The sequence below is a fragment of the Streptomyces sp. 2-1 genome (assembly GCF_048564895.1).
In the GTDB taxonomy this organism is placed as follows: domain Bacteria; phylum Actinomycetota; class Actinomycetes; order Streptomycetales; family Streptomycetaceae; genus Streptomyces; species Streptomyces phaeochromogenes.
Map to the genome: position 1 here is coordinate 5,837,728 of NZ_CP183383.1, position 25,732 is coordinate 5,863,459.

Below are 25,732 nucleotides of genomic sequence, written 5' to 3' on the forward strand. Positions count from 1 at the left end.
CGCTACCCCCTTGCCTTGGCGAGCCATGCGAGCGACCTCGCGTTGTCGTCGGGGGTGCCGTTCTCGGCGGCGTGCCAGTGCTCGATCTGGACGGTCGCGCCCCCGGCGGCCGGGGCGAACGGCGATCCGCCGTAGGCGCCGACGGTGGCGCCCGCGGTGGCGAGCTGCGGGGCGGCGGGTGCGGTGACCAGCGACCGCATGGCGCGGTCGACGGCGCCTTGTCCGCCCTGAATGCCCTTGACGACGCCGGCGGGAATCCAGCGGCCGACGTCGCGCGCCATGACGCGCGAGGGGCTGGCGATACCGAGGGCCTTCGCAATCGGGCCCGGAATCAAGTCCTTGGCCCAAGAGGTCAAGGTCGACTTGAGCCAACTGCCCATGCCCTTAATGCCGTTCCACAGGCCGCGCACGACGTCGCGGCCCTTGTCGACCAGCAGCGAGCCGAGAGATCCGATCGCCGAGGAGATCCGGCCGGGCAGTCCGCGGACCCACGCAATCGCTTCGCCGGCCTTGTTGATCACGGACGTTTTGAAGGACGACAGGGCGGAGCGGGCCCGCTCGGCGAGCTGTCCGGCGAGCGGCGACAGGGCGTTGTACGCCTTGCCGGGGAGTCCCTTGATCCAGTCGACGGCGGCGCCGATGCCCTTACCGACCCACTCGGCGAGCTTGCCGGCGGCCTCGCCGACCAGCTTCGCCGCGTTCTGTACGGCGGTTTTGGCGAGCTGCCACGCCTTGTCGAAGTCGCCTTGCAGCAGCGCGACGACGGCTTGCAGGATCGGCAGGACGACGGACGTGATCACCTGCGCGAGGCCGCCGGCCAGGATCTCGGCGAGCTTGCCGACCAGGCCGATCAACGGCGTGATGATCGGCATGAGCGCGTCGAGCGCGGCCATCAGTAGTTCGCCGATGACCGGGACCAGCGGTTCAACCGCGGTCATGACCTGCGCGAGCGCGCCGCCGAGGGTGACGAGTAGCGGCTGTAGGGCGGTCAGCAGCTCCGCGAAGACGGGCAGGACCGCGCCGATCAACTGCCCCAGTATGGGCAGTATGGGCGAAACGCCCTCCAGGACCAGGCCGAACGTTTCTGCAACGGCGGCCAGGACCGGGCCCAGTTCGCCGACGATCGGCATGAGCGCTTCGCCGAGCGCGCCGATCAGCGTTTGCAGCGGCGGGCCGAGGGCGGCGAGCGCGGGGCCCAGCGCGTCGGCCAGACCCTTGACGACCGGTACCAGGGCTTTGGCGAGGGCCGCGAGGACGGGCCCGCCGGCCTCGGCGAGCGTGCCGATCAGGCCGCCCAGCGCGGGCAGGATCTCGCCGACCGCGCCGAGCAGGCCGCCCAGTCCCTCGGCGGCGCCACCGGCCCCGGTGGCGATGCCCTCGAACAGGCCGCCGACGCCCTCGCCGACCGCGCCGAGGCCGGTCGACAGGGCGTCGATGACCGGGCCCGCGGCCTCGACCGCGGCGACCAGGCCGGGCATGGCGCCCTTGGCCAGGCCGCCGATGCCCTCGACCAGCGGCTCGACCAGCGGGGCGACGCCCTCGAAAAGCTGCCCGATCTGCGGGGCGAGGTCGTCAAAGATCCCCTTGAGCTGCCCGGCCGCGCCGACGAACGGCTCGACCAGCGGCTCGGCAAGGGACTGCATCTGTCCCTTGACGTGCTCGCCGAGGTCGCTAAAAGCGCCCTTGACCTGCTCGTTTTCGGCGAGGACCTTCGCGCCGAGGCCGATTACGGCGAGGGGGACGGCGGCGAGCGCGCCCGCGGCGCCGACGGCGCCCGCGGACAGTAGCTTGGTGCTCGTCGCCGCGGCGCCGAGCAGGGGGCCGATACCCGCGAGGCCGCGCCCCGCTTCCTCGGCGCCCCCGCCGATGCCGTCGCCGAGGGCGCCCCCCATCTCGGAGCCGGCCGCAACGAACCGGCCGCGGAGATCCCGCAACCGGCCGTCGGCGTCCCGCTGGAGACCCGCCATTGCGGCCTCGGTGCGGGCGACTCCCTCGTCGGCCCCGGACGCGTCGAGGTCGATATAGCCGACCAGTTCGCCGATGGTGAGGGCCATGGGTCACCCCCTCATCAGCGCCGGTCAGGCGCGCGCTCTATGTAGTTGTCGTGGTGCTGCTCACCCGCTGGTGAGTCGTGCGATCTCGTCCGGGTCCGTCACGACGCGCGGCGTTGCGCGCCACGTCCGGGCGAACCGGGAGTCGGGAGACAGGCCGCCGAGGCAGACCAGGAACTCGCGCACGGTGAGCCGTGCGACCTCGGCAGCGGTGAGCTTGTACTCGCGGCGTAGGTCAGCCTCGACCGCGCCCCAGTGGCGGACTACCGCCGTCCAGAGTTGTGCCGCTTCCCCTTGTTCTTCTGGCGGTTCTTCGGCCTCGCCGTCGCCGGCCTCTGCGCTTTTCCCGCCTTGGCGGCCTCGCGGCGGTCGTACTCCGCGGCGGCCTGCTCCAAGGTCATGGCGCCCGGGTTGGCGACGTTGGCGGTCGACCACATGAGGACGATGCCGAGCTGTCGATCGTCCATGCCGGCTTCCGCCCAGTGGTTGAGGGCGTCGGGGCCGAACAGGGCGGCGAGCAGGCGGGAAACGTCCTCCGGGTTCGCCGAGTGCATGACGCGGTGAAGCTGGAGAACGTAGAGCGCGGGCAGACGCGCCGGGAGGGTGTAGGTACGTCCGAACAGGCGGAGCGGCAGGCCGCGGGGCGCGGTGGTCTGCTCGGCGAAAAACTGGTCGAAGTCGGTGACGTCGTCGAGCACCTGGTCGCCGTCGTCGAGGGCCTGGTCGTGCTGCTCGATCATGGTCACGCCTCCGGTTCGGTTACGACGTCTGCGGTCGTCGGGAGTCCGCAGCGAGTGAAGGTGGCGCCCCAACCCACCTTGGCGTTGTGCTCGCCCCCCTGCTCGCCGGGCGTGACCGTGGCTTCCCAAATGGTCCACTTGGCCTGGGACTTGTGGCGGTAGCGGACGCGGTTACGCGACTCGCTGCCGAGGCGCCACGCCCACACGTCGTCGATGTACTCCTGTCCGGGGTCGCGGACGGTGCCGGTCTGCGACCACAGGCCGGTGACTTCCAGCGTGGCGCCACGCTGCATGACGTCCTGTTCGTACGCGCCTTCGCTGTCGTTGGTCGTGGTGTCGGCCGTCTCCTCGTTCTCCGACGGGCTGTACGACCAGGAGTTGACGTTGCCGATGCGGTGCCATACGGGCGTGGCCGGGGTCGTTATGTCCTCGACCTCGAATGCCCACCCGCGGGCGTCAATGGGGCGTCCCATGCTGGGGCCTCCTATTCGGTGCGGTGAGTGCTGGGGGACGACACGTCAAGATCGAAATTCACGACGTGCTCGTGACGGCCGAGGGCGTCGGCGCCCATCGGTCCGGGGGTGCCGCGGGCGGCGGCGAGGATGAGCCATGACCCGTCGGGGAGGTCGACGCCGGCGAGGCCGTGCAAGGCGCCGTAGATCGCCCACGCGCGGGCGCGGGACACGCGCGGGTCCGGGCCCCCGCGTACGCGCACCTGTAGCCGTACGACGTCGTACGCGTTGCGGGCGTCGGGGGCGCCCCCGTCGTACAGCGACAGGCACACGGCGGCGTCCGGCGCCGCGGGCATGCGCTCGACGAACGTGTCGCCGGTCTTCCCGGCGGGGTCGTAGTCGAGCAGGCCGAGGCCGTCGAGGTACCGGGCGGCGCCGTCGGTGACGTCAGCCACGGAGCGACCTCCGCACGGCGGCGGCGACGATCTCGGCGACGACGGGGGCCTCGGTCGTCAGAGGCTTTTCGAGGTACTTCGCCGACCTGCCGGCGTCATGCCGATAGGTCATCTCCTCGTGTTGCCTGATCGCGTACGGGGTGTCGTAGGACACGGCGGCCGTCAGGGACGACTCGTCGACGGTCGCCACGCCGGAGCGTTCGAGGGTGGCCTCTTCAATGGGGACGATCCGGCGGGACTCGCCGAGCACGTGCTCGGCGGCGAGGCGTAGGCCGCGGGCGGCGCCGCTCTTGGTGCCGCGGAGCGCTGCGCCACCGTTCCAACGGAGTCGGGTTCGCTGCGTCACTCGCACATCACCTCCGTGGACTGCGGCACCGGTAGGCCGGGCGCGGTGTGGTTGGCGACGCTGAGCGCCTTCGTGATCCGGCCCGACGGGAGGGTGAGGCGGGACTCGGCCGGACAGTCGAGGTCGGGCTCGGTGATGACCTGAGCGGTCGACGTGACCTCGACGCCCTCGCGGTTGCGGGTGAGCTTGGTCGCCTCGGCGACCAGGGCCCGCACCTCGAACGGGGGCCGGTAGGTGGGGCCGTACGCGCTGTCGCCGTCGTACGGCTCGACGACGACGCGGTGCCTGAGCAGGAACCGGGGGACTCTCAGAAGATCACCCCCGGGAGCAGGCCGGCCAGCATGAGGGCGCGGTGTGCGCGGGGGGCGAGGTCGACGTCGCCGGGGGCCCGCGGGTTGTCGCGGCGGTCGCCGAGGGACACGGGGCCGATAGCGACGCTGCCCCACCTGCCGGCGGCGCCGGTCCCGTCGTCGCCGGTCGCTTCCTGGTACTCCACCTGAGCGCAAGTCGCATCGGCGAGGGCCTGCACGACGTGCGGCTCGGTGGGTAGGCCGGCGCTGTTCGTGTCGTAGAACGCGCACAACAGGGCGGCGTCGACGTCGCTCGACGCGCGGGCGAGCTGGCGCTCGGCGTCGGCCGGGGCCGGTTCCCCGGTCCACGCGGCCAGTTGCTCGGGCGTCGCGTAGATCCGGGGCACCGGCCTACTCCTTCGGCGTCTCGGTCTTCGCCGCGGGCTTCCGCTTCGGCGCGGTGTCCTCGACGTCGTAGCCGTGCCGGCGGGCGTAGGCGATCACGCCCTCGTCGTCGGTCTCGGCGCGGCCGTCGACGAAGTGCAGGCCGGCCACGCCGGGCCCGCTGAATCCCTTCACAGGGGTGTGGATAACTGCCATGGGTCAGCCCACCTTGACGTTGCGGAAGACGGACGCGGCCTTGGTGCTCTTGAGCGCGACGCCCACGGGACCGAGTTCGACCTCGCCGAACTTGACGGCGCCCGGGGTGTCGAACGACGGGAGCCACTGGCGGACGACGGTCCCGCCCATGCACGCCACGCCGTGGAAACCGTCGAGGCCGACGCGGTAGGCGTACAGGTCGGTAAGGCCGGTCACGTCGGCCTGTGCGCCGACGGTGCGGGTCTCGACGGGGATGATCGGGTCGTTCGAGCCGGCCTTGTCGCCCGGGTCGGCGAACACGATGTCGCCATACTGCTCGCGGACGATCGGGCGACCGTTCGGGCCGAGCAGGCCGTCGAGGGGGTTCTGTGTGTACATGCCGGCGCGGCGCGCGGCGGCGCGCACGCGGGCAAGCGCACGCTTGTTGCCGAGGATGATCGTCGGCGACCCGTCGAGCAGCGACAGCCACTCGTCGATGGCGTCGAGCGCCTTGTGTTCGGCGCGGGCGTCGGTGTCGAAATCCGACCAGTCGGTGACGACGCCGGCGCGGAACTCCGTCGAGCTGCCCGCGAGGGCCTTGTCGAGGCCGTCGAACGACTCCTCGTCGACGGCGGTGTCGCCGTTGATCACGGTGTCCTGAAACTGGGTCCGGGTCGCCTTGATCTTCTGGGTCATGTTCAGCGTGACGGCGCCGGACGCGGCCGGACCGATCCGGGCGACGACGCGGTCGACGCGGAACGCCCCACCCATCACCTTGAGATCGACGGTGTAGCGCTGCGTCTGGACTTCCGACGCGGTGTACTCGGTGTTGATGGGACGGAACGACGCGGTCGGCTGGGTGATCAGCCGGCGGTATCCGTACGTGAGGGTGTCCCCACCATCGGCAGGGTTGACGACGTCGGCGAACGTGAGCGAGTCGAGAACGGCGGATTCCTTGCGGAACTCGTCGATCACGGCGACGTCGATGTCGTCCTGTGCGTTGTTCTTCGCCTCGGCGAGAGTGACGGGCATGTGCGGTGCTCCTAGGTTCAGGCGCCCAGACGGGCGGCGATGGCGTCGTGCAGCGATCCGGGCTTGCGCTCGGGCGGGGTGGCGCTACCGAAGTCGGCGCCCCCGCGGGCGGGACCGACGGCGGCGGCGAGGTGCGGCTGTGCCTGTACGGCCGTCTTGATCGCCTCGGTCACGGCGGTCTGATCGTTTGTGTCGACCGCGGCGAGCGCGGCCATGGCGGACTGCGAATCGAGCAGGGCCGCGGCGTTGGCGCCGGCGGTCGGCGCGATGCGCAGTACGGCGGCATGGACGGCGGCGGTCCGGGCCTGCTCCTGCGCCTGGCCGAGCTGGTCGCGCGCCCACTTCGGGAGCTTGGACAGGTCGCCCTCGGCGGCCGGCTCGGGCGCGGGCGGGGTCGGCTGCGGCGGGTCGGCCGGGGCCTTCTCCTGCGCCTTCTTGATGAGTTCCTGCGCCCACTCGGGGAGCGCGGACACGTCGCCCTCGGCGGGCTGCTGCGGGTCGCCCTGCGGGGCCGGCGGGTTGGCCGGCGGCGCGGACGGCGCCGGCGGTCCGGCCGGGGGCGCCGGGGGGTTGGCCGGGTCCGTCGAGGGGTCGCCGGACGGGTTCGGGTTCGGGGGCTGCTCGGGCACGGTGGCTCCTCGTGGGACGGGGCGGGGGGTGTGCGGACATGCGAAAGGGGGGCCCGCCGTGGTGGCGGACCCCCCTTCGGGGTGTGGTGCTGGGGTGGTGCTACTCGACGGCCTGGTCGTCGTCGACGACGTCGGCCGGAACGGGGCGGGCCTCGGCGTATGCCTTAATCCACGCGGTCCGGAGTAGGGACGTGGCCGGGTACGGGCAGGCGCTCGCGCGCTTGCCGTCCCGGCCGGCCTTCCGTCCCGCGACGGTCGCCCGGATGATGTCGCCTCGCGCGCCCATGCTCACCTCTTCATCTGCTCGCCCCACCGATTCTCGCTCGCGCCGGTCGCCCAACGCTGCGTCTTGCCGGTGACTTGCGTGATGAACTCGGCTTGCGTGAGGCGCGGGTGGGTCTCCCACCACTCCTTGAGTTCGTCGGACGCGCGGGCGTAGCCGATGCGGTGCGGGCCGGTGAACAACGACTCGTAGCTGTAGCCCTTGGTGGCGTACTTCTTGTTGAACATGTAGCCGTTGGTGGCGGCCTCGGCGTCGGCGATCTGCCGTTGCACCCATTCCCAGTACATCTCTCGGGCCTCGGCCCGGGTGATGCGGTGTTCGGGCACGGCCTCTTCGCCGGCCTCCTCGGCGGCCTTCGCCGCGCGCTCCTCGACGCGCTGCCAGTAGGCGGCGGCGGCCTCGGAGTTGCGGAACTGCGCGAACTCCTCGTCGGGTAGTGCCTCGATCTCCTCGTCGCTGAGCGCTCCCCAATCCCGCGGCGCGGTGGCCTCGCCGTCGCCGGCGAGGGCGCCCCACACGACCGGATCGGGTACGGCGCCCATCGCCTCGGCGAGGGCGTCGCGGTCGGCGAGCATGTCGGCGACGCGGTCGCCCGTGTCGGCCGGCTCGGGGAGCGGCGCGGCGTCGGCTCCGTCGCGGCGGTCGAACTCGTCGGCGATCCGCAACAGCTCGCCGTCGTTGGCGTACTGCATGACCCACGCGAGGTCGTCGTCGCCGAGGGCGGACAGGTCGTCGACCAGGCGCCCGCCGGGGAACATCGCGGCGAGCATGTCGCGGCGGTGTGCCTCGGCGGCGAGCTGGTCGACGTCGTCGGTCCCGTGCTCGATGGCGTGGCGGACGCGTGCGGCGAGTTCGTCGTCGGACAGGCCGACCAGGTCCGGGCGGACGCCCGGGAGTCGGGCGGCGACGTCGCGGCGGTCGAGTTCGGCGGCGATCCGCAGTGCGTCGGCGTCGTCGACGTGGCCGATCACGCGGCCTAGCTCGCGGTCGCTGAACGGCGTGAGGTCGGCGGCGAGGGTGCCACGGGGCGCGGCGCGGTCGAGCAGGGCGTCGAGGTCGCGGCGGTCGGCCTCGGCCTCGATCCGGGCGCGGGCCCGGTCGTCAAGCAGGTTCGAGCGCATGGCGGCGGCGAGCTGGTCGTCGCTCATGGCGCGCACGGACGCGTCGTCGCCCGACCACACGCGGGCGGCGTCGACCTGCTCGGGCGTCGGGTCGGGGTTCTGCCGGCGGGCCTCCTCGCGCTTCTTGGCGGGCTGCTCGGACGGGTCGAGCTGTTCGCGGTGCGGCAGGCGGCGCAAGTCCGGATGCGCCTTCAAGTGGTCGCGCATCGCGGTTTGCCACTGGCGCACCTTGGCGCGGGCGACGCGCTGCCCGACGGGGTCGACGGCGGCGGCCTCGCGGCGCTTCCACTTCCGTATGGTCCGCTCGATCTCGCGCTGTCGCTGCCCGGCGGCGTACCCGTCCGGGTCGCTGGTGGCCTGCTCGATCCGGGTGAGGCCGGGCGAGTAGAGGCTCACGGAGTGGCGGCAATTCGGATGCTGCAACCCACGGGCGCGCGCCTCGTCGAGGCTGCCCGCGACGCGGACGGGCACCATACGGCCGTCCTCGGTGGCGTGCTCGACCTCGACCGTGCGCGCGCCCGCGGGCCCGCTGATCGTCAACACGCGGCCTTCCCACGGGGCGCACAAGGGGCACTCGCGCGGGGCGTCGCTGACGACGACCAGCTCGACGCCGGCGGTCTCCAGAGTCCGCATGTGCGCTTCGGTCGCGGCCCGCGCGGTCGCGGTCCTCACTGCCATTTCGGCGTAAGAGGGGAGCGACCAGCGGCGGCCGGCCTTGTCGACGAACGCCTGTATCCCGCGGTCGGCAAACGCCCGCATCGCGTCCTGTGTGGCCTGCCGGCGGGTGCCGGTGCCGAGTAGGGGCGTGGCGGCCACGGACGCGATGACGGCCCGGAAACCGTCGACGACGGCGCGGAGGATCGACCGGTGCGTCGCGGTGACGACGTCGACGGCCTCTTGCGCCAACCTGTCGACGGCCTGGGCGTTCGGCGTGCGCTCGTCGACCAGGGCGCGGGCCTCGTCGGACAGGGCGCCCAACTCGGCGACGGCCGACCGGTGCCCGACGTTGTACGCCTCGGCGACCGCGTCGAACACGTCGAGGGTGGTCGCCTTCCCCAACTCGTCGACGACGGCCTGAGCGGCGCGGCGTACCTGCTGCACGGCGGCGAGCTTGGCCTCGACCCACCCGGGCGCGTCAAGTCCCTTGGCGAGCTGGCGCGCGATGATGCCGAGTAGCCGTTCCTCGGCCGCGGCGTAGGCGTCACGCGTCGTGGCTGCCAGATCCTCGACCATGCCCGGGTGAATCGGCACGGCGCACCCCCTCGTCGTCTACGCGGCGAGCGGGTACGTGTCGCCGGGGTCCGGGGCGGCGGTGCCGGTCTCCCGAAGGATCGCGGCGGCCTCGGCGGCGACCTCCGTGTCGTTCCATTCCGGGTGCAGGATCTTGACCCGGGTGGCTGTCGACACGGCCTGTGCGCGGTTGAGTAGTTCGAGGGTCGTCGCGGTGTCGAGGGGCGACTCGGCGACTCCGTCGGGGAACTCGACCCGGGGGCGCTCCGCGGGTGCTCCGCTGCCGAAGTGCGCGACGTCGAGTTCGAGCAGGGCGAACAGGGCGTCGGACATGCCCTGTTTCCAGTGGCCGGCCTTCTTCCTGCGCGTGATCGTGCTCTTGTCGTCGTCGCTGTCGACCTCGGTCGCGGTCCGGGCGGCGCCTCCGTCCTGGTCGAGGCCGAACGACCGTGCCGCGTAGCCGGCCGACTGGGCGGCCTGCCTGGTCAGTGCCTCGGCGGTGCGCTGGTGCTCCTCGACCCTGATCTCGAACTGACTCAAGGTGATGCCGCCGTTTTCCGTCGGCGGCATGTTGAGCTGCGCGTATACCTCGGCGTCCTCGTCGAACGACGCTCCGCGGCCGGGCCCGTTGCTCCGTAGGTATCCGTCGGGAACGATCAGGCGCGCGCGGGCGAGGCGAATGTCGCGCATCCAACTCGTCCACACCTCGTCGAGGCTGTCGAGCTGGTCATAGATCGGGGCGGCGTAGTCGCTGCGCCCGATCGGCGACCCGCGGTGCAGCCGGTTCGGGGTCATGTTCGGCACGTACGCGGCGGTGAGTCGCTGGATACCGGTCGTCGTCGACTCGCCGTCCTGCTCGATGCTGCCGACCAGGGCGGCCGTGTCGGGGTGTTCGGTGAGCGGGACGCGCCGGCCGATGTTGTCGCCGCTGCCCTGGTAGAGCGCGTGGGCGATCCGGCCGGGCTCGTGCCGCTCGACGTGGCGCCATACGGCCTGTGTCGTGCTGCCGGACAGTTCCCGCCAGAAGTTCACCGCGGCGAGCATCCCGAAACGCCACTCGGGGATGGCGTTGTCGGGCTGTACGGCGGTGAGTAGCGGACGGTCGACCAACTCGCGGTCCCACGTGGCGCGGAGGTAGACCCCGGACAGGGCGGCGCACTGCTCGGCGGCCGACAAAAGCATCTGCTGTGTGTGCCCGTCGGCGAGCAACTGGTCGAGGCGGGTCTGTGTCCGGGCGTCCTCGACGACGACGCGCGGCATGTCCGCGAACAGCATGTCGGCGCTGGTCTGCGCGATGTCGCCGGCGAGGGGGACGTGTAGGCGGGTGTCCCGGCCGGGACGGTGCGCGCTGCTGCGGCGGGCCCACAGACGGCGGCGCGGTGTCTTCGTCTCGCGGCCGTAGATCCGGGCGAGGCGGCCCCGGTCACCGGAGTACCACGCGTCGTCGACGGCTATCCGGTCGTAGTACGCGGCCCACTCGGGCGGCGGCCACGCTGCGCCGTTCTCGGGCAGTGCCATGGGGTCACCTCCTGGTGGTGTCGGGTGGGCGCGCGGTGAGCAAATGGCGCCACTCGTGCGAGGTGGAGTGGACGGCGTACCGCAGTGCGTCGCAGGAGTGATCGTTGATCTTGAGCGGCGCGTCCTCGCCCCTCTCGGTCGCCTTGGCGTCCCATGCGTAACCGGGGAGTTCGCCGAGCAGGCCGTCGCACGACCGGTGTACGTACAGGCGGCCGGCGGCGAGCAGGGCGGCCACGGACCGGATGCCGTCGGCGACCGTGTTGTCGGCGCGGGCGAGGCCCGGGTGTCCGTCCTGCCATAGCTGGGTGGAAAACGACTTCGCCGAGGGGTCAACGAACGTCCACTCGGGCTCGACGCCCTGGTCGGCAAGCCACGCCCGGACGGCGGCGCTGTACTGGGCGTCGGTCATGGACCGGTGGGCGGTGCGCGAGTCGAATCGCCACTCGGCGCACACGTACAGGCGGTCGTCGACGCCGAGGCCGAGCAAGATCGCCGAGAAAGGGTTCGTCGTGCCGTAGTCGATCCCGACCCAATGGCGACGGATCGCGGGCACTTCGTCGACGACGTGCCGGTCTTCGTCCCACTCGCTGTAGATCGCGCCCTCGGCGACAACCCACGCGCCGTCGATCATGCGCCGGCGCCATAGGCCGGTGTACTCCGCGGCGAGCGATGCGACGTACTCGGCCGACAAGCTGGGGTTGTCGGCGAGCTTGAAATGCCACGCCCGCATGTCGAGTTCGGCGATCCGGTCGAGGTAACCGACCTTGAGCCAATGCCTCGGACTGTCCGGGTTGGTCGTGGCGTACAGGCGGGCGCCCGGGACGCTCAACCGGGCGAGTAGCTGGGTCCAAAACCCCTCGGGAAGTAGCGTCGCCTCGTCGACGTAAGCGAGCTGGGCCGTAAGGCCACGTAGGCGGCCCTCGGCCCGTGCGTCGGCGGCGCCGATCAGGTGGACCGTACGGCCGAGGATCGTCGCCGTCGTGGCGCCCCTGGTGTGCACGACGTGCCGGGCGAGGGGCCCGAACAACGCGTGATCCTGTAGGGGCTCCAACACGTTTCGTTCGATCGTCTGGAGGCTGCGCCCGACGATGATGATCAGGCCGGACGGTCCCGCGGTGGCGACGGCGATTACGAACGCCAGTAGCGAGGCGATCGTCTTTCCGCTGCGGACCGACCCATGCCACAGGTTGATACGGGCGGTCGCTTCTCCGATGCTGCGGAGCTGCTTACGGGACAGGGGCAGACGGTCGAGGTCGAGCACGACGGCTCACCCCCCGGCGTCGCCCCCGTCGTCGTCGAGGGCCTGGTCGTCGTTGGCGGCCTGTGTCAGTGCCTCGCCGAGGGCGCCCAACATGCTGCGCACCTGCTCGGCGTTCTCTCCGCCCTCGGCCGGGGCGAGGCGTAGCGAGGTGCCGACGGCGGTCTGTACCGATGCGACGATCGCCCGTTGGTCGCCGAACCGGGGTTGCGGTAGGTGGGTCTCGTGCCACTCGCCCTCGCGGCCGGCGAACTCGCCGTGCGTGGTCGGTGCCCAGAGTTGGCCGAGTAGGCGCTCGGCGGCGGCCTGTAGGTCGAGGGCGAGGCCGGCGCGGCGCGAGGCGAGGTCGGCGGTACGTACGCGGGTTGCGGCCTCGACCTGCTCGGCGCGGTCGAACGACAGGGGCGGGTCGAGGTTGGCGGCGATCTTCGACACGGTCGAGGGGGAACGTTTCAGCGCGCGGGCGATCTGGTTGCGGGACTTGCCGGCGGCGTGCAGCTCGCGCACGCTGCGGCGGTCGTCGTCGTCGATGGGGCGGGCCATCGGCGGTCGCACCTCCTCGCCGGGCGCATGCGAACGCCCCGCCGGGGGTGGGCCGACGGGGCGTTCGGGTTGTCGGCGCCCCCGGGGGCGGTAGTCGCTCGCGGGGGCGCGGTCTGGGGAGTTCCGGGCACGCCGGAGACGCCCCCAACATTAGGTCACAGATCGATAACGGCGCAAGTCCGTTCGAGGGCGCGCGCGCCTACGCGGGGGCGCGTCCGGTCGCGCGCTGTCGGACGGCCCCCGCGTGCTGTCCTACGGGCGTCGGACGGGCACGCCCGGGAACGGTCCGGAGCGTGCCACCTGGGGCCCGCGGCCGGGGGCCGGTGCCCACGGGCGTGCGACCGGTGCGGCCGGGCGTCCGACGGGGGGCGCCGACGGCTGCCGACGGGCGTCATACGCGCTGGTCGGGGCCGGTGCCGGCGTCGGACGGGGCGGCAACAGGGCGGGGTCCTGCTGGAGCTGGTAGGCGAGCAGGGTCGGCGCTTTGCCCTCGGCGACGACACCCTCGGCCCACGCGGTCTGATACATGCCGGCAAGCTGTCCGACGGCCTTGCGTACGGCGTCGGACAGGTTGACGCCCGTACGCATGACGACGGCGAGGTCGGCGGCGAGTTGGTCGTCGACTCGGAATGACGGACGGGTGCCGGGCTTGGGCGGGGCGGTCTTCTGGTTACGCTTCTCGGTAGCCATCGGGTTGGGTCGCTCCTTCTGCGGTGGTCAGGGCCCGCCCATACGGTCTGTGAGGGACCGGGCGGGCCCGCTTCTGTGTGCGGGCCTACTTGGCGTCGCCGCGGCGCTCGCGCTCCTCGCGGAGGAACTGAGCGATCCGGGACGCGGTGTATCCGGTCTCGTTGGCGATCCGGTCGGGGCCCATGCCTCGCGTACGGGCTTCGAGGGCGATACGGCCCATGGATTCGGCGACGGCGGCGGCGGCCGTGCGCAGTGCCTTGACGTCGTCGAGGTCGAGGTCTTCCGCGAGGTTGTCGAGGAACCGCTCGAACAGGGTCGGGTCGTCGGCCTTGGCCTGCTCGTACTGCTCGGCGAGGTCGTGAACGTCGGCGAACGGTTCGAGGTCGTACGGGTTCGTGTCGCCGTTCAGGGCGCGGTCGGCGGCCGTCTCGCGCTCGAACTTGTTGAACAGCTCGAACATCTCCGTGACGATCTTCCCGTGCGGGGTGTCGGTGGGCACGCCCCGCCGGTTCAGGTCGTCGGCGATCCGCTCGAACGTCCCACGCCGGCGGACCGTGTAGCCGTGGGCGGCGGCCATGCCCTCGACGGCGGCCTCTTGCCCGGCTGGGTGCGTGGGGAGCGTCGACGCGTCGGCGCGGACGTAGTGGGCGACCTTCGGGCCGTCGCTGCGGGCGGCGCGTTCGGCGGTGTAGTCGTCGAGGAACTGCACGATCGACCGCAGCATGTCGGCGGTGGGGTCGTCGGTCGGCGCGTCGGCGATCCGCTGCGCCACTTCGGCGCGGAGTTCGGCGACGGTCGGCTCGGCTTGGCGCTCGTCGTGGTCCACGGGTGGGCTCCTGTCGGTGTGGGCGGGGCCCGCCCTCGGGTGAGGGCGGGCCGGTGGGCGGTGGTCAGTTGGTCGCCGGCCGGTGGGCGAACACGCACGCGGACGACCTGAGCATCTTCTCGACGGTCCACCCGCGGCGCTGCAACCGGTCGGCGAGGCAGTCGAGGGCGGGCCCGTGCGGCATCTGGTCGCGGCGGACGGTGCGGCCACCTTCGAGCCAGTAGACGGCGACGCGGCCTTGCCCGCGGGGGTCGATCAGGTACCCGCGCACGTGCTGTTCGTCCTCGGTCGGCTCGGTCACGTCGTGGTGGTCGGTCATGGTGGCGACGGCGAGGCCGTCGAGGGCGGCGCGGGCGGCGACGACGTCGGGGTGCGAGGCGTTGCTCGGGGTGCTGCCCTCGGCGGTGCCGGCGTGCTGGACGATCACGCCCTCGATCACGCGACGGGCGGGTGCCTGCTCGGCGGCACGGGCGGCGATTCGGTCCCGTACGCCCTGCGACGGGGCCACGCCGTGGGCGGCGCACTCCGCGGCGATCCGGTCGTCGGTCTCGGCACGGTACGCGGCGCGGTCGGCGGCGGCCTTGGACTTGATCCGGTCGAGGTCGGCGCGGTTGAAGCTCGCGCGGGCGACGATCGGCTCGCGGACGGTGGCCGCGGGGGCGAACAGGGCGCCTTGTTCGACCGTGCCCTCGACGGCGAACAGGACGTCGGCGGCCGGCTGCTCGCCGATCCACTCGCCCCGCCACGTGCCCTCGGTGGCCTCGGCCTCGGTGACCAGGGCGGCGGCGTACAGGGCTTCGGCGTCCTCGACGGTCTCGACGGCGGCCTCGACCTGCTCGGCGTGCTCGACGGCGTCGACGGCGCGGGCGGCGCGGCCGAACTGCTCGCCGGCCTCGGCGACGGCCTGGTCGAGGCGGGCCCCGGCCTGGTCGTCCCACCTGATCAACAGGGCCATGACGTCGGGGAGGTACAGCGCGGGGCGCATGCCGAGGGCGGGGAACATGATGTGCACCTCGCGTTCCCCGTGGCGGATGTGGGCGGCGACGGCGGCCCGGACGCGGGCGACGGCGTCGGCGGTGGTGTGCCCGCTGTAGGCGAGGGCGTGCAGGTCCTCGCGGGCGAGGATCGCCTCGGGGCTGCCCTCGACGACGCGGACGCGGAGGGCGCCGGCCTGGGGCATCTCGCGGACGACCTGACGAACGGCGGCGACGGCGAGTTCGTAGGCGTTCGCCCCGCGGGCGTCGGCGAGGTGCTGGCGACGCTCGGCGCGCTCCTCGGCGGCCTGGGCGGCGTCGCTGCTCGACGGGCGCCGAATCCACGTCCACGGGTCAACCAGCGTGCCGGCGGCCGGCGTCGACTCCTCGGCCGGGGGCGCGGCCTGCTCGGCGTCGGCCTGCTCGACGGTCTCGGCGAGGTCGACCGCGGCGGCGGCGAGCGGCGAGGCGGCGGCGAGGGCGCGGGCGTATGCGCGCTTCTCGGCGGCCTTGATGCACGGAGCGCACAGCAGGTCGTGACGCTTGTCGGGGCCGTCGGTGTACTCGGTGACCTCGCGCCCGCACAGGGTGTCGTCGTTGTTCGAGTAGTGCACGCGGCGGCCGGTGCCAACCAGGCAGTACCGGACGCCGGCGCGCTCGGCGAGGGTCGGGCCGTCGAGGTCGCGGTCGGCGACGACCTGCTCGGCCTCGACGCGGTCGCGCTGCTCGCCCTTGGCGCACTGCTGGCACACGCCGGTCACGTCGGCCTCTGTGACGGGCTGCGCCTGCACGGTGCGCCCGCAGTAGCTCGCGGACGTGCCGGGGCGGCGGTAGTGGCCGGCGCCGCGGCTGCGGGGGTTGGCGGGTCGGTACAGGTCCATGGGGTCGCTCCCTTGGTTCGTGTCGGTGCCGGGTGAGGGCCGGCGGTCCTGTCGGGGTGAGGACCCGTCAGGAAGGCCAACACTAACCGTTGCTGTAGTCATTACAGCAACCATTACAGCAACCGTTACAGAACCGTGATCGGGCCGGTTCGGGGACGGCATGCGAACACCCCCGGGGCACGTATCCCGGGGGTGTGGGGGGCGCTGCGCCCTACGCGGCCGGGGCGGTACGCCTCGACTCCAGCGCGGTCAACAGGCCGACCAGGGCGGGCCCCCGCCACGCCCGGCGGCCTCGCTCGGCCTCGACCGGTGCCGGGCACGACGGGCCGGTCGAGCAGGTCGCCACGGCCTGTCGCGGGTCGCCCCCGCCGTTGTGCACGGTGATGCGGCCGGCGCGGCAGAACGGGCACGACTCGTCGAGCGTGATCGTCCGGACGGTGCGGCCGAGGGCACCCTCGACGCGGCGGCGCGCGGTCCGGGCGACCTCGGCGATCTGGTCGACCAGGGTCGCGGGCGTGGGGGCGAACAGGTCGCGGTCGGCCCGGTCGTCGAGGGCGCGGCCCTCCAACCAGACGGCGGCCCAATGGAGGCCGAACACGCGTGATCCGGTCGAGGCGATCGTCGTCGGGCCCGCGTCGCGGTACGTGGGCAGGCTCCACAAGCGCGGGTCGCTCGGGTCGCTGCCGAGGGTCCAACGGCCGTGCCGGTCGCGGGCGGGGAGCTGCACGCGCTCGGCGACGGTGTCGCACATCTCGAACACGTCCTCTTCGACCGCGAGGGCGGCGTCGAGGGCGCGGAGATCGGCCGGCGCGGGGTGCTCGCGGAGGATGAGCGGCAGACGGCCGACGGCGGCCTCGGCGAGGGTCTGGTCGTCGTCGGCGCGGTCGTTGGCGGCGAGCTGGTCGAGGAATCCGCGGCGTTCGTACGGCATCCACTCGGCGGCGCGCGGCGGCTCGGCTATCGCGGCGAGCAGGTCGCCCCACGACTCGCGCACGGCGGCGAGGTCGTCGGCGGCGCGCTGGCCGGGGGTGGTCGTCATGTGCGGTTGCTCCTGGTGCTCAGTGCTGACGGCGGCGGGGCGGCGGGCCGTAAGGGCTCTGCCATGCGGGGCGGTCGCGGCGGGCCGGTCGGCCCTGGTCGTCGACGACGCCGGCCTCGCGTAGCTGCTCGGCGAGGCGGGCGAACTCCTCGGCCATGGCGCGGACGGCGGGGGCGACGGCCTCGGCCCACGCCCGAAGCGCGGCGCGCACCTGCTCGGCGGCTGCGCGCACGCGCTCGGGGTCGATGGTCGGCGGGGTGGTCACCGGTCGCACTGGTCGACGTCGACGACGACGGGTACGGGGACGACGCCCGACGGGGTGCGAGGCTTCGGGGCCTTCGGTGCGCTTGGCGCCTTGGGCACGGTCACGCGCGGTGCGGGGGCCGGGCGCGGGACGGGGGCGGCGCACGCGGTCGAGGCGTCGCACGCGACGACGGCGGCGGCGCTGATCACGACCAGGGCAACGCCGGCGGCAACGGTGGTTCGGGTGGCGCTCATGCGGTGGGGTGCTCCTTGGCGGTGTCGGGCTGTGCGTCGAGGACGTACCGCACGCGTTCGGCGAGGTCGTGCCGGCCGTTGGCGTACGCGAGGTCGGTCGGTAGGCCGAGGCGCGGCCGGGGCTCGTCGGGCAGTGCGGCCCGGACGGCGACGACCTGCTCGCGGTAGTGGTCGACGGTGCGTTGCATGGCGGCGCCGAGGCGGCGGGCCCGCTCCTCGACGGTGGCGAGGGCGACGTCGTGCTCGCGCTTCTGCTCGGCGAGGCGGGCCGTCGTCGAGTCGGCGGCGTCGAGGAAACGGGCACGTATCGCGGTGTCGGGGTCGAGGGCGCGGCGATCGTTGTCGAGGGCCTGCTCGATGCGCTCGGCGTAGATCGCTGCTGCGCCCTGGGGTGAGCCGGCGCGCATCCGTTGGGCGAGGATGCGCACGCGGGATACGGCGTCGCGGGCGGCGCCCTGCTCGGCCTTCCATCGGCGGGCGCGGTCGTCGGCGGTCCGGTGCTCGGCGGGGTCGGCGTCGACGGCGGCCCATACGGCGGTGGCCGGTACGGCGGCGTGACGGCCGACCAGGGCGACGACGCGGGCGACGGCGGCGGCCTGCTCGCCGGCGACGCGCTTCGCTTCCGTGGCGCGCTCCTCGGCCTGGTCGCGGTCGCGCTCGGCCTCGACGATGGCGGCCTCGGCGGCGGCGAGCTGGGCGCGGGCGCGTTCGAGGGCCTGTGTCGTGCCGGCCATGGCACGGCGGGTCTCGTCGGCGAGGTGCTGCTCGGTGCGCACGTGCTCGGCGAGTAGGGCGCCCTCGGCCTGGGACAGGGCGCCGCGGTGTGCGCGGGCGAGCAGGACGTCGACGACGGCTCGCCGGTCGGCGCGGTCGCGGTCGCGTCCCTTGGGTGCGCGCTGCTGGGTGCGGGGGCTCATGCGGGCGGCTGCTCCTGGTCGTCGTGCTGGGGGTGATGTACGCGGCCGGGCTCGCCGGACAGGGCCCACACGATCAGGCGGGCCGAGGCGGCGAGCAGGAAGACGGCGACGGCGAGGTTCGCCGCGGTGGCGACGGCCGGGGTCACTGGCCGGCCTGCTCGTTCGCTGCGCCCTCGGCGAGGGCCTGCTCGTCGGCGAGGCGGTCGGCGTACGTCCGGATGGTGCGGCGGGCGCTGCTGTACCCGGTGAGCACTCCGCGGGTTGAGCGGTTGAGTCCCCATCGGGTGTGGGTCTCGGTGCGCTCGGCCTCGACCAGGGCGGCGAGCTGCTGGGCGTGCGCGGCGAGGATGATGCGGGCGGCGCCGAGGGCCTGCTCGGGGGTGCGCGGCGCGGTGGTGTCGAGCAGGACGTCGCGGAGCGTGGCGAGCACCTGGTCGCGCTCGTCGGCGTTGAACGCGAGGGCGTCGCGCACGTCGCCCGGGGTGAGCGGCGCCGGCTGCTCGGCGGCCTGCTCCTCGTCGGCCATGCTCGCGGCGACGTAGCCGAGCAGGGCGTCGAGGCCGGCCGGTCGCGGGGTCTCGGACGGCGAGGCGGGGGCGTCATGGACGGGGCACGGGCGGCCGGTTATGAGCGCGGTCTCGCACTGGCCGGCCGGGCTGTCGAGGCCGTCGGCGAGCTGTCGCAGTACGGACGCGGCGACCGGGCGCGGAAGGTTGCACGACACCTCCGCGGGGCCGTGGTTCGGGACGGCGACGATCAGACGATGGGTGTCGAGCGAGGCGACGGCGACGGAATCGGGGATGCGGGTCATGCTGGGTTCGCTCCTGTGTCAGTGGTGGGTGGTAGACGCGCGCACGCCCGCGCACGGGGCGGCCCGCGACCGGTCGCGGCGAGGGCCTAGAACGGCGGCTCGTCGGTGTATCCCTGGCGGGGCTGCTGGGTGCTCCACTGGTCGGCCTGGGGCGCTCCGTAACCCTGCTGGGGGGCCTGCTGGCCGTATCCCTGGCCGTATCCCTGGGGGCGCTGCTGCTGGCCGTTCTGCTGGCCGTTCTTGGCGACCTGGGCGGTCGCGTTCTTGAGTGCGGGGCCGACGTCCTCGGCCTGTACCTCGTACGACGACTTGCGCTCGCCGTCCTTCTCGTACTGGCGCTGTCCGAGGCGGCCGACGACGATCACGCGGTCGCCGCGCTTGATGGACTCGGCGACGTTCTCGGCCTGCTGGCGCCACACGCTGACGGACAGAAACAGGGTGTCGCCGTCTTTCCACTCGTTCGTGACGCGGTCGAACGTGCGGGGCGTCGAGGCGATCCGGAAGTTCGCCACGGCGGCGCCGGCGGGGGTGAATCGCAACTCGGGGTCGGCGACGACGTTTCCGACGACGGTGATCGGGGTCTCTCCAGCCATTACGCGGCGGTCCTCTCGGGGGTGGTGCGGGTGGGAAGGGTGGCGACGGGGGCGAGCTGGGGCTCGCGGGCACGGCGGGCGCGGTCGCGGGCGCACGCGCGGCACTTGCGCATCCCGTTGGGGTGCGACGGGGGGTAGCTCACGCGGACGTTGTCCGGGTCGGTGAGGTCGTGGCCGTTCACGCACTTCGTGCGGCGGGCGTTGATCGCCGAGGGGCCGGTCGAGCGGAGCACGTTGGTTCGGTGGTCGACGGGGTCGAGGTGGTCGTCGGCGACGCATCGGCGGACGCTGCACGTGTGGTCGAGTTCGAGGCCGGCGGGTATGGGCCCGCGCTTCTGCTCGTACGACCAGCGGTGGGCGGGGACGACTCGGCCGTCGATCCAGAAGCGGCCGTATCCGTCGCGGTCGAGGCTGCCCTCGGGCCACAACAGGCACGGGGTGTCGGGGGTGTTGGGGCCGTCGGGGGTGGTCCCGGGGGTCGTCTTGGCGGCGAATCGCTCGGCGGCTGTGGGCCGGCTCATGGACGTACCTCCGCGGGATGTATGGCGACGACTGGACGTGCTTTCTCGGATGGCTCAAACCATCCATGGATGGAAGATACAGCACGGGGGCGGCCCTTGTTCGATCGGTTTCGCCCCCGTGTGCTGCGGCGTCAGGCTGCGTACGGCTCGGGCTGTTCGAGCGGGGCGAGCGTCCAACCCTGGTGGCGTAGCTCCGTGGCGATCCGCTCGACGACGTCGGCCGGCTGCTCGACGTGGTCGCGCTGGGCGTCCTCGACGGCGGCCCGGACAACGGCGAGGGCGGCCGGGGTCATCGCTGCGCCCCGGTGATGTGCCGGGCGCGCTGCCGGTTCTCGGGCCGGACGATCGCGGGCGGCGACATGAGGGCGCGGGCGTCGCGGTGCGCCTCGGCGGCGAGGCGACGGCGACGGGCGCCGGCCTCGGCCTGCTCGCGGGCGGCCTGCTCGGCGGCGCGGCGGTCGGCCTCGGCGCGGGCGCTCATCCATGCGAGCCACGTGCGGTGTCGGTCGTCGGCGTCCGGCCGGTACGCGGGCGGGGCCGGCGGGTGCCCGGCGGCGGCGAGCTGCTGCTCGGCGTCGCGCTCGGCGAGCAGGGCGGCGCCGTCGACCTCGCGCACGGTGCGCCACCGGTCCCACCCCTCGTGTTCCTGGAAGATCACGTACGCGCCCTTGTCGGCGAGGTCGGCCACCTTGCGGCGGGCCTGCCTCTTGTCCGACGTCCGGATGACGACCGGTGCGTCGGGGCGGTGGTCCCAACTCGCCTCGACGCGCCACGACGTGACGTTCTTCGTCCGGTCGCCGGTCGCGGCCTTGCGGCGGTGGGTGCGGGCCTGCTTCGGGGTCGGGCTCATGCTGCGGTCTCCTGCTCCTGGCGGCGGGCCTGGTGGGCGGTGGCGCGGTCGAGGCGGGTCGGGTGGGGCTTGGCGCGGACCTGGCGGCGGGCGTTGCGGCACGGCTCGCCGACGGGGGCGAGGCAGTGCTCGTAGACGCACGACACGTCGAGGGGGTCGGGGCGGCCCTCGACGGCGGCGCGCTCGCGTTCGGTCCGGCGCGGCCGGTGCTCGGCAAGTACCTGCTTGACGCTGCGGGGCATGTACTCGCCGAGGGCGGCGAGGCGGCGCTCGACCTCGGCGGCGGCCGGGCCCGCGGTGATGGCGCGGAGCGTGACGGGTGCGATCCGCCCCGCGGCGACGGCCTCGCGCTCGTGGCGCAGTGCGGCGACATACGCGTCGCCGGTCTCGTCGTCCGGGTCGATCTCCGGGTGCGCGGTGGGCTCGAACGTGCCCACGTGCCGGCCTATCTGGTCGGCCTTGTGGGTGTGCCACGGCCGGGACACGTCCGACGGCTGGATGCGGTACGGGTTGCGGGCGATGTAGTCGCGGGCGACGCGGGCGGCGTCCCACCCGTGCGCCTGGGCGGGAACGTCGCTGAGCAGGTCGCACCACTGGGCGAGCCGTTCGGCGGCGGCGGCCTGGTCGTCGAGGGCGAGGCGCGGGTCGAGCTTGACGACGTAGGCGATCAGGGCGGCAACTTCACGGGGGGTCACGGCTGGGCCTCCATGGCGGCGAGGGCTTCGGCGAGGTAGTCGGCGGACTGGGCGACGCGTCCGCGGGGCTGGGCGCGGTCGAGGGGGATCACGTTCGAGGCGTGGGCGGCCGGGGCGGCGGCCGGGACGGTGCCGGGCGCGGGGGCAGGCGGTAGCGACTGCCACGCCCGCAGGAAGTAGCGGGCGTGCGATACGCCCTTGCGGTTGCGGGCGGCGGCCTGCACTGCGGCGGTGGCGAGCATGTCGAGGCCGGAACGTTTCACCAGGGCGTCGACGATGAACCACTCGGCCGGGGCGAGGTTCCACGCGACCAGGACGCCGGCGGCGGTGATCTGGTCGACCAGGGGGCGGGCGAACTCGGGGATCACTGCGACCGCGTCGCGTGCACGCTCGCTCCCTCCTTCACTCAATCCCTCTATGGGTGGGTGATGGGGGCCGAAATCCGGTCCCCAAAGGGGCCGAGATTCGGCCCGGTAAGGGGTCTCCGGCGTATCTGCGAGGGGACCGGACTCCGGCCCGGTAAAGGGGCCGAGATCCGGCCCGGTAGCCGGTAGGGGGCCGGATTCCGGCCCGGGGGTCTCCGGGGCTATGGGGCCGGATTCCGGCCCGGTAGCGCGTGCGGTCCGGCGGTACCCGACGGCTCCGGGGAGCTTGTACCGGGTCGCGCGGCTGCCCTTGGCGGGCTCGTCCTCGACCAGTTCGCCACTGGCGAGGGCGGCGTCGACGGCGGCGCGCGCGGTCGAGCGGGACGCGGCGAGCCGGCGCATGAACTCGGCCGTACCCATGCGCGCGGTGGCCTCGGGGCCGGTCGCGGCGTCGGCGACGGCGAGCAGGACTAGGCGGGCGTTCCCGCGCGCCTTCGCGCGGGTCCACACCCAATCCATGGCGTCGAGGGTCACGGGGTGGCGCTCCTGTCGTGCTGGGGGCCCGGGGGCGAGGGCGGCCTCGCCCCCGGGGGCCGGTCAAGGCGAGGGAGTGAAATACGGGCGGGTCTTGCTCGGCTGGTGCTCCTCGCACCGGTGGCCGCACGGGTAGAACCGAACGGGCCGGGCGCCGCACTGGGGGTTCCCGTGGCCGCACGCGGGCGGCGGCTTGTCCTCGCCGGCCGGGACCTCGACGGCGAGCTGACCGGGCACGTTCTCGGGCGGCGGCTCGTCGAGGCGGCGACGCATGGCGGCGAGGCTCGCGGCGGTCGCCCGGGTCACTGCTCGGGCTCCTCGGCCGGCGCCGTGGCCGCGGCCGTCGGCGCGGCCGGGGCGAGGGCGGGCAGGAACTCGACCAGGACGCCCGCACGCCACGCGGCGGCGACCAGGTCGCGCCCACTCGTCGGCTGCGCCTTACTCCCCCGGGTGTAGGTGAGGCGGTGCGAGGCGGCCCTCGACGGCCTCAACTCGACGCCGGGCACGTCGTGCACGACACCGGACGTCCCGTCGACGAACTGGGAGGTACCGGCCGCGGTCGCCTCGGCGAGCACCTTGCCGGCAAATCCGGGGCGCACGCTGGTGAGCACCTGGGCGGGCACGAACTCGACGACGTGCTCGGTCGGGTAGTTGTCCCGGACCCACCCGCGAAACGCCTCGGCGTCGACGACCTGGGCCTCGCGCTCGCCCCCCGAACGGGACGACGAACCGACCTTCGTCCCGTCGGGCAACAGGGCGTCGACCTGAGTCGTCCCGCCGGCCTTGTGCGACTTGTCGAGCAGGTCGTCGGCGGCCTTCTTGGCGTCCTTGTACGCGCTCTTGACCTCGTCGAGCAGGGCGCCGAGGACGGCCTGTCGGGTCACGGCGTCGCGGACGACGACGGGGTCGGGCGCGGTCGGCTTGGCTTCGGCCTGCTCGGTCTGGGGCTGCTCGGTCACTGGGCGCCCCCGTTCTCGATCATGGCGCGGAACGCGTCGAGGGCGGCGGCCGGGGCGTGCTCGATCGGCAAGCCGTGCACGCGCTCGAACGCCTCGTCGAGGTTGGCGAGCTGGGCGCGGCTCGCGGCGAGCCTGAGCCGGTTCTCGGCCTCGGCGGCGGCCTGCTCGGCGTTGGCGACGCCGGCCGGTATGGCGGCCTCGGCGGCGACCGCGTCGGATACCGAGTGCGGCGCCGGTCCGGCCGGGGTGCCCTGCTCCTCGGGCGCCTGGCGCTCCTCGTTCCCCCCGGCCTGCTGCTTGGCGCCCGGCTTGGTGGCGCCGATGGCGGCGAGGCGTGCGAGGTGGTCGGGGTGAACGCCCCGGGCCTGGGCGGCGGCGTGCAGCTCGCGGACGGGGCCGACGGCCTCGGCGGCGTGCGCGTCGCGGAGTTCGCCGAGGCACACCATGTAGTCCGCGGGGGCGCCGTTCGCTTCGGCGTCGGCGAGGATCGCGGCGAGCTGGTCGGCGTCGGCCGTCTCGGCGGCCTCGGCGAGGTAGTCGCGCGTCGGCGCGGTCGCGGCCGGGGGGCCGTTCGGCGTCGACTGCACGACGGTCGCCGTCTGCTGCATGGGCGGGGCGTCGGTCCGCTCGACGGCGACCGGGTTTCCCTCCTGGTCGACGACGGCGCCCAACTCCTCGGGCGTGTAGATCGCCCCGTGCAGCACTTCGGGGCACGCGATACGCACGGCCTCGGCGATGCATCGGGCCCGCAGCATGGCGCGCGGGAACTTCTCCCACGGGGTGGGGTCGCCGTGCTTGTCGCGGGCGTACGGGCGGTCGTTCTTGAGCGTGCACAGACCAGCGGTCACGGCGTCGTCGAGGGTCCACTCGACGACCGTTTCGTCGTCGGTGTCGTCGTGCCGCTGGATCGACACAACGCACCGGGTGCGCTCGGACTTGATCCGCACGCGGTGCCCGGCGGAGCGGGCGCGGCCGAGCATGAGGTCGGCGGACTGGCACGGCTTGCCCTTGATCACGTGAATCGTCGTGATGGTGGTGACGACGTCGAGGCCGAGGGCGCGGCCGTACTCCAGTGCCCACAGAACGGATGCGGGGTTCTTGCGGTAGACGTCGGGCAGTAGAGGCGTGTTGGCCAGGGACTCGCAGAACTGCCACGCCTCGTAAGGGCTCATCTGGGAGAGGGACAGGGCGCCCCCGCGGGCGGGCGCGACCGCGACCGGGGCGTGAGCGGTGGGCAGGGTGGTGACGGTCACGGGTGGGTCTTCCTGTTCTGTGCGGGGGTGTGGCGGATACGGCCGGCGAGCCTGGTGATCCGGCCGGCGAGGGTGATCGCCGAGTCGGGGTCGAGCAGGTCGTCGAGGTCGGCGGCGATCGGCGCCTCGGCGGCCAGGGCCTCGCGGCTTCCGTCCGCGGCGGCGGCCCTCATGGCGCGCTCGTACTCGGGCATGTCGTGCGCATAGATCGCGTGGTCGAGGGCACGCACGTTGTCGCCGTGGTGGGTGAGCAGGGCGCCGACGGTGTCGGGGTCCTCGGCGTACGCGAGGGCGAGGTCGTCGAGGATGGACTCGGCGCGGGCGGCGATCGGCAGGCGGACGGCGAGGCCGTCGGCGCTGAGCTGGGGGCGGATCACTGGTGCAGCTCCTCGGGCAGGGTCGGCGCGTCGAGGGCGAGGTCGCCGGCCGCGACGTCGTAGGCGTGCGCGCGGGTCCAGTCGGCGGCGGGGAACGCCCGGCGGAGCAGGCCGCGGGCGGCGCGGTGCGCGGCGCGGTCGGCCTTGAGCGGCAGGCCGAGGGCGTCGTCGAGGCTGACCCACGTTGCGATGCGCGGTTCGCCGTCGCGGTCGGTGGTCACGGGGACGATCCGCACGCGGGCGGTGCCGGGGGCGATCTGGTCGAGCTGTCGGGCGATCACGCCCGTGAGGGCGAGGCGCTTGCGGGCGGCGAGGGCGCCGGCGACGGCCTCGGCGGCGCGGGGGGCGGCGGTAGGCTGGGTGGTGTTCACGATCGGTACCTCTCGGGGTTCGGTCGGGCGGGGCCGTCCGGGTCGCTTCCG

35 protein-coding genes are annotated in these 25,732 nt (G+C 73.5%); all 35 read right to left on the reverse strand.

Annotated features, from left to right (window positions below; genetic code table 11):
• Positions 1-2: 2 nt before the first annotated feature.
• The 35 genes from ACN20J_RS25710 to ACN20J_RS25880 all read right to left on the reverse strand — a co-directional run bounded on the left by ACN20J_RS25710 (position 3) and on the right by ACN20J_RS25880 (position 25,681).
• On the reverse strand, positions 3-2,054 hold the full coding sequence (locus ACN20J_RS25710) for a phage tail protein (RefSeq protein WP_031017681.1): 2,052 nt from the start codon (positions 2,052-2,054) through the stop codon (positions 3-5).
• A 260-nt stretch (positions 2,055-2,314) separates the two neighbouring features.
• Positions 2,315-2,791, reverse strand: a complete 477-nt coding sequence (locus ACN20J_RS25715; RefSeq protein ID WP_114528228.1) for a hypothetical protein — start codon at positions 2,789-2,791, stop codon at positions 2,315-2,317.
• Positions 2,792-2,793: 2 nt separating this feature from the next.
• Positions 2,794-3,264, reverse strand: coding sequence for a phage tail tube protein (locus ACN20J_RS25720; RefSeq protein ID WP_114528227.1), 471 nt, complete (start codon positions 3,262-3,264; stop codon positions 2,794-2,796).
• An 11-nt stretch (positions 3,265-3,275) separates the two neighbouring features.
• A complete protein-coding gene (locus tag ACN20J_RS25725) occupies positions 3,276-3,698 on the reverse strand; it encodes a minor capsid protein (protein WP_114528226.1) in 423 nt (140 codons plus the stop codon).
• Positions 3,691-4,044: a minor capsid protein gene (locus ACN20J_RS25730; RefSeq protein ID WP_419666890.1), complete on the reverse strand. Its 354-nt coding sequence runs from the start codon at positions 4,042-4,044 to the stop codon at positions 3,691-3,693. Before ACN20J_RS25730 ends, ACN20J_RS25725 begins: the two co-directional genes overlap by 8 nt.
• Positions 4,041-4,259 carry a hypothetical protein gene (locus ACN20J_RS25735; protein ID WP_234310881.1) on the reverse strand — a complete coding sequence of 73 codons (219 nt, stop codon included), beginning with the start codon at positions 4,257-4,259 and terminating at the stop codon, positions 4,041-4,043. Before ACN20J_RS25735 ends, ACN20J_RS25730 begins: the two co-directional genes overlap by 4 nt.
• A 92-nt stretch (positions 4,260-4,351) precedes the next feature.
• Positions 4,352-4,741 carry a hypothetical protein gene (locus ACN20J_RS25740; RefSeq protein WP_114528224.1) on the reverse strand — a complete coding sequence of 130 codons (390 nt, stop codon included), beginning with the start codon at positions 4,739-4,741 and terminating at the stop codon, positions 4,352-4,354.
• A gap of 4 nt (positions 4,742-4,745) precedes the next feature.
• The gene (locus ACN20J_RS25745; protein ID WP_147286249.1) at positions 4,746-4,934 is read right to left on the reverse strand and encodes a hypothetical protein; all 189 of its coding nucleotides are present in this window, start codon (positions 4,932-4,934) and stop codon (positions 4,746-4,748) included.
• A 3-nt stretch (positions 4,935-4,937) separates the two neighbouring features.
• Entirely contained in the window at positions 4,938-5,945 is a 1,008-nt protein-coding gene (locus ACN20J_RS25750; protein WP_114528223.1) for a major capsid protein, read from the reverse strand.
• 17 nt (positions 5,946-5,962) lie between these two features.
• On the reverse strand, positions 5,963-6,574 hold the full coding sequence (locus ACN20J_RS25755; protein ID WP_114528222.1) for a hypothetical protein: 612 nt from the start codon (positions 6,572-6,574) through the stop codon (positions 5,963-5,965).
• 100 nt (positions 6,575-6,674) lie between these two features.
• Positions 6,675-6,860, reverse strand: coding sequence for an Rmf/CrpP fold protein (locus tag ACN20J_RS25760; RefSeq protein WP_114528221.1), 186 nt, complete (start codon positions 6,858-6,860; stop codon positions 6,675-6,677).
• A 2-nt stretch (positions 6,861-6,862) separates the two neighbouring features.
• The gene (locus ACN20J_RS25765) at positions 6,863-9,229 is read right to left on the reverse strand and encodes a phage minor capsid protein (protein ID WP_419666891.1); all 2,367 of its coding nucleotides are present in this window, start codon (positions 9,227-9,229) and stop codon (positions 6,863-6,865) included.
• 18 nt (positions 9,230-9,247) lie between these two features.
• Positions 9,248-10,726, reverse strand: coding sequence for a phage portal protein (locus tag ACN20J_RS25770; protein WP_114528219.1), 1,479 nt, complete (start codon positions 10,724-10,726; stop codon positions 9,248-9,250).
• A 4-nt stretch (positions 10,727-10,730) separates the two neighbouring features.
• A complete protein-coding gene (locus ACN20J_RS25775) occupies positions 10,731-11,987 on the reverse strand; it encodes a PBSX family phage terminase large subunit (RefSeq protein ID WP_114528218.1) in 1,257 nt (418 codons plus the stop codon).
• A 6-nt stretch (positions 11,988-11,993) separates the two neighbouring features.
• On the reverse strand, positions 11,994-12,527 hold the full coding sequence (locus ACN20J_RS25780) for a helix-turn-helix domain-containing protein (RefSeq protein ID WP_114528217.1): 534 nt from the start codon (positions 12,525-12,527) through the stop codon (positions 11,994-11,996).
• A gap of 252 nt (positions 12,528-12,779) precedes the next feature.
• Positions 12,780-13,217 (reverse strand): hypothetical protein, encoded by a 438-nt coding sequence (locus ACN20J_RS25785; RefSeq protein ID WP_114528216.1) that lies wholly within the window; start codon positions 13,215-13,217, stop codon positions 12,780-12,782.
• An 85-nt stretch (positions 13,218-13,302) separates the two neighbouring features.
• The gene (locus ACN20J_RS25790; RefSeq protein WP_419666892.1) at positions 13,303-14,043 is read right to left on the reverse strand and encodes a hypothetical protein; all 741 of its coding nucleotides are present in this window, start codon (positions 14,041-14,043) and stop codon (positions 13,303-13,305) included.
• A 64-nt stretch (positions 14,044-14,107) separates the two neighbouring features.
• Positions 14,108-15,898: a hypothetical protein gene (locus ACN20J_RS25795; protein ID WP_419666893.1), complete on the reverse strand. Its 1,791-nt coding sequence runs from the start codon at positions 15,896-15,898 to the stop codon at positions 14,108-14,110.
• Positions 15,899-16,109: 211 nt separating this feature from the next.
• Entirely contained in the window at positions 16,110-16,937 is an 828-nt protein-coding gene (locus ACN20J_RS25800) for a hypothetical protein (protein ID WP_114528214.1), read from the reverse strand.
• A 19-nt stretch (positions 16,938-16,956) separates the two neighbouring features.
• Positions 16,957-17,202, reverse strand: a complete 246-nt coding sequence (locus ACN20J_RS25805) for a hypothetical protein (RefSeq protein WP_114528213.1) — start codon at positions 17,200-17,202, stop codon at positions 16,957-16,959.
• Positions 17,199-17,435: a hypothetical protein gene (locus ACN20J_RS25810; RefSeq protein ID WP_147286248.1), complete on the reverse strand. Its 237-nt coding sequence runs from the start codon at positions 17,433-17,435 to the stop codon at positions 17,199-17,201. The genes ACN20J_RS25805 and ACN20J_RS25810 overlap by 4 nt, the downstream gene beginning before the upstream one ends.
• Positions 17,432-18,352: a hypothetical protein gene (locus ACN20J_RS25815; RefSeq protein ID WP_147286247.1), complete on the reverse strand. Its 921-nt coding sequence runs from the start codon at positions 18,350-18,352 to the stop codon at positions 17,432-17,434. Before ACN20J_RS25815 ends, ACN20J_RS25810 begins: the two co-directional genes overlap by 4 nt.
• Positions 18,349-18,498: a hypothetical protein gene (locus ACN20J_RS25820; RefSeq protein ID WP_158718805.1), complete on the reverse strand. Its 150-nt coding sequence runs from the start codon at positions 18,496-18,498 to the stop codon at positions 18,349-18,351. Before ACN20J_RS25820 ends, ACN20J_RS25815 begins: the two co-directional genes overlap by 4 nt.
• Positions 18,495-19,163 (reverse strand): hypothetical protein, encoded by a 669-nt coding sequence (locus tag ACN20J_RS25825; protein ID WP_114528212.1) that lies wholly within the window; start codon positions 19,161-19,163, stop codon positions 18,495-18,497. The genes ACN20J_RS25820 and ACN20J_RS25825 overlap by 4 nt, the downstream gene beginning before the upstream one ends.
• A gap of 86 nt (positions 19,164-19,249) precedes the next feature.
• The gene (locus tag ACN20J_RS25830) at positions 19,250-19,756 is read right to left on the reverse strand and encodes a single-stranded DNA-binding protein (protein WP_114528211.1); all 507 of its coding nucleotides are present in this window, start codon (positions 19,754-19,756) and stop codon (positions 19,250-19,252) included.
• Positions 19,756-20,277 carry an HNH endonuclease signature motif containing protein gene (locus tag ACN20J_RS25835; protein ID WP_114528210.1) on the reverse strand — a complete coding sequence of 174 codons (522 nt, stop codon included), beginning with the start codon at positions 20,275-20,277 and terminating at the stop codon, positions 19,756-19,758. The genes ACN20J_RS25830 and ACN20J_RS25835 overlap by 1 nt, the downstream gene beginning before the upstream one ends.
• A gap of 131 nt (positions 20,278-20,408) precedes the next feature.
• Positions 20,409-20,570 (reverse strand): hypothetical protein, encoded by a 162-nt coding sequence (locus tag ACN20J_RS25840; RefSeq protein WP_181849203.1) that lies wholly within the window; start codon positions 20,568-20,570, stop codon positions 20,409-20,411.
• Positions 20,567-21,127, reverse strand: coding sequence for a hypothetical protein (locus ACN20J_RS25845; protein ID WP_114528209.1), 561 nt, complete (start codon positions 21,125-21,127; stop codon positions 20,567-20,569). The genes ACN20J_RS25840 and ACN20J_RS25845 overlap by 4 nt, the downstream gene beginning before the upstream one ends.
• On the reverse strand, positions 21,124-21,822 hold the full coding sequence (locus ACN20J_RS25850) for a cell surface glycoprotein (protein ID WP_419666894.1): 699 nt from the start codon (positions 21,820-21,822) through the stop codon (positions 21,124-21,126). The genes ACN20J_RS25845 and ACN20J_RS25850 overlap by 4 nt, the downstream gene beginning before the upstream one ends.
• Complete coding sequence (locus tag ACN20J_RS25855) at positions 21,819-22,721, reverse strand: hypothetical protein (RefSeq protein WP_114528208.1); 903 nt, start codon at positions 22,719-22,721, stop codon at positions 21,819-21,821. Before ACN20J_RS25855 ends, ACN20J_RS25850 begins: the two co-directional genes overlap by 4 nt.
• Positions 22,722-22,784: 63 nt before the next feature.
• On the reverse strand, positions 22,785-23,027 hold the full coding sequence (locus ACN20J_RS25860) for an aromatic ring-opening dioxygenase LigA (protein WP_114528207.1): 243 nt from the start codon (positions 23,025-23,027) through the stop codon (positions 22,785-22,787).
• Positions 23,024-23,680, reverse strand: a complete 657-nt coding sequence (locus ACN20J_RS25865; protein WP_114528206.1) for a hypothetical protein — start codon at positions 23,678-23,680, stop codon at positions 23,024-23,026. The genes ACN20J_RS25860 and ACN20J_RS25865 overlap by 4 nt, the downstream gene beginning before the upstream one ends.
• Positions 23,677-24,933, reverse strand: a complete 1,257-nt coding sequence (locus ACN20J_RS25870) for a recombinase RecT (RefSeq protein ID WP_114528205.1) — start codon at positions 24,931-24,933, stop codon at positions 23,677-23,679. The genes ACN20J_RS25865 and ACN20J_RS25870 overlap by 4 nt, the downstream gene beginning before the upstream one ends.
• Entirely contained in the window at positions 24,930-25,310 is a 381-nt protein-coding gene (locus tag ACN20J_RS25875; protein ID WP_114528204.1) for a hypothetical protein, read from the reverse strand. Before ACN20J_RS25875 ends, ACN20J_RS25870 begins: the two co-directional genes overlap by 4 nt.
• Entirely contained in the window at positions 25,307-25,681 is a 375-nt protein-coding gene (locus ACN20J_RS25880) for a hypothetical protein (protein WP_250748282.1), read from the reverse strand. The genes ACN20J_RS25875 and ACN20J_RS25880 overlap by 4 nt, the downstream gene beginning before the upstream one ends.
• Positions 25,682-25,732 lie beyond the last annotated feature (51 nt).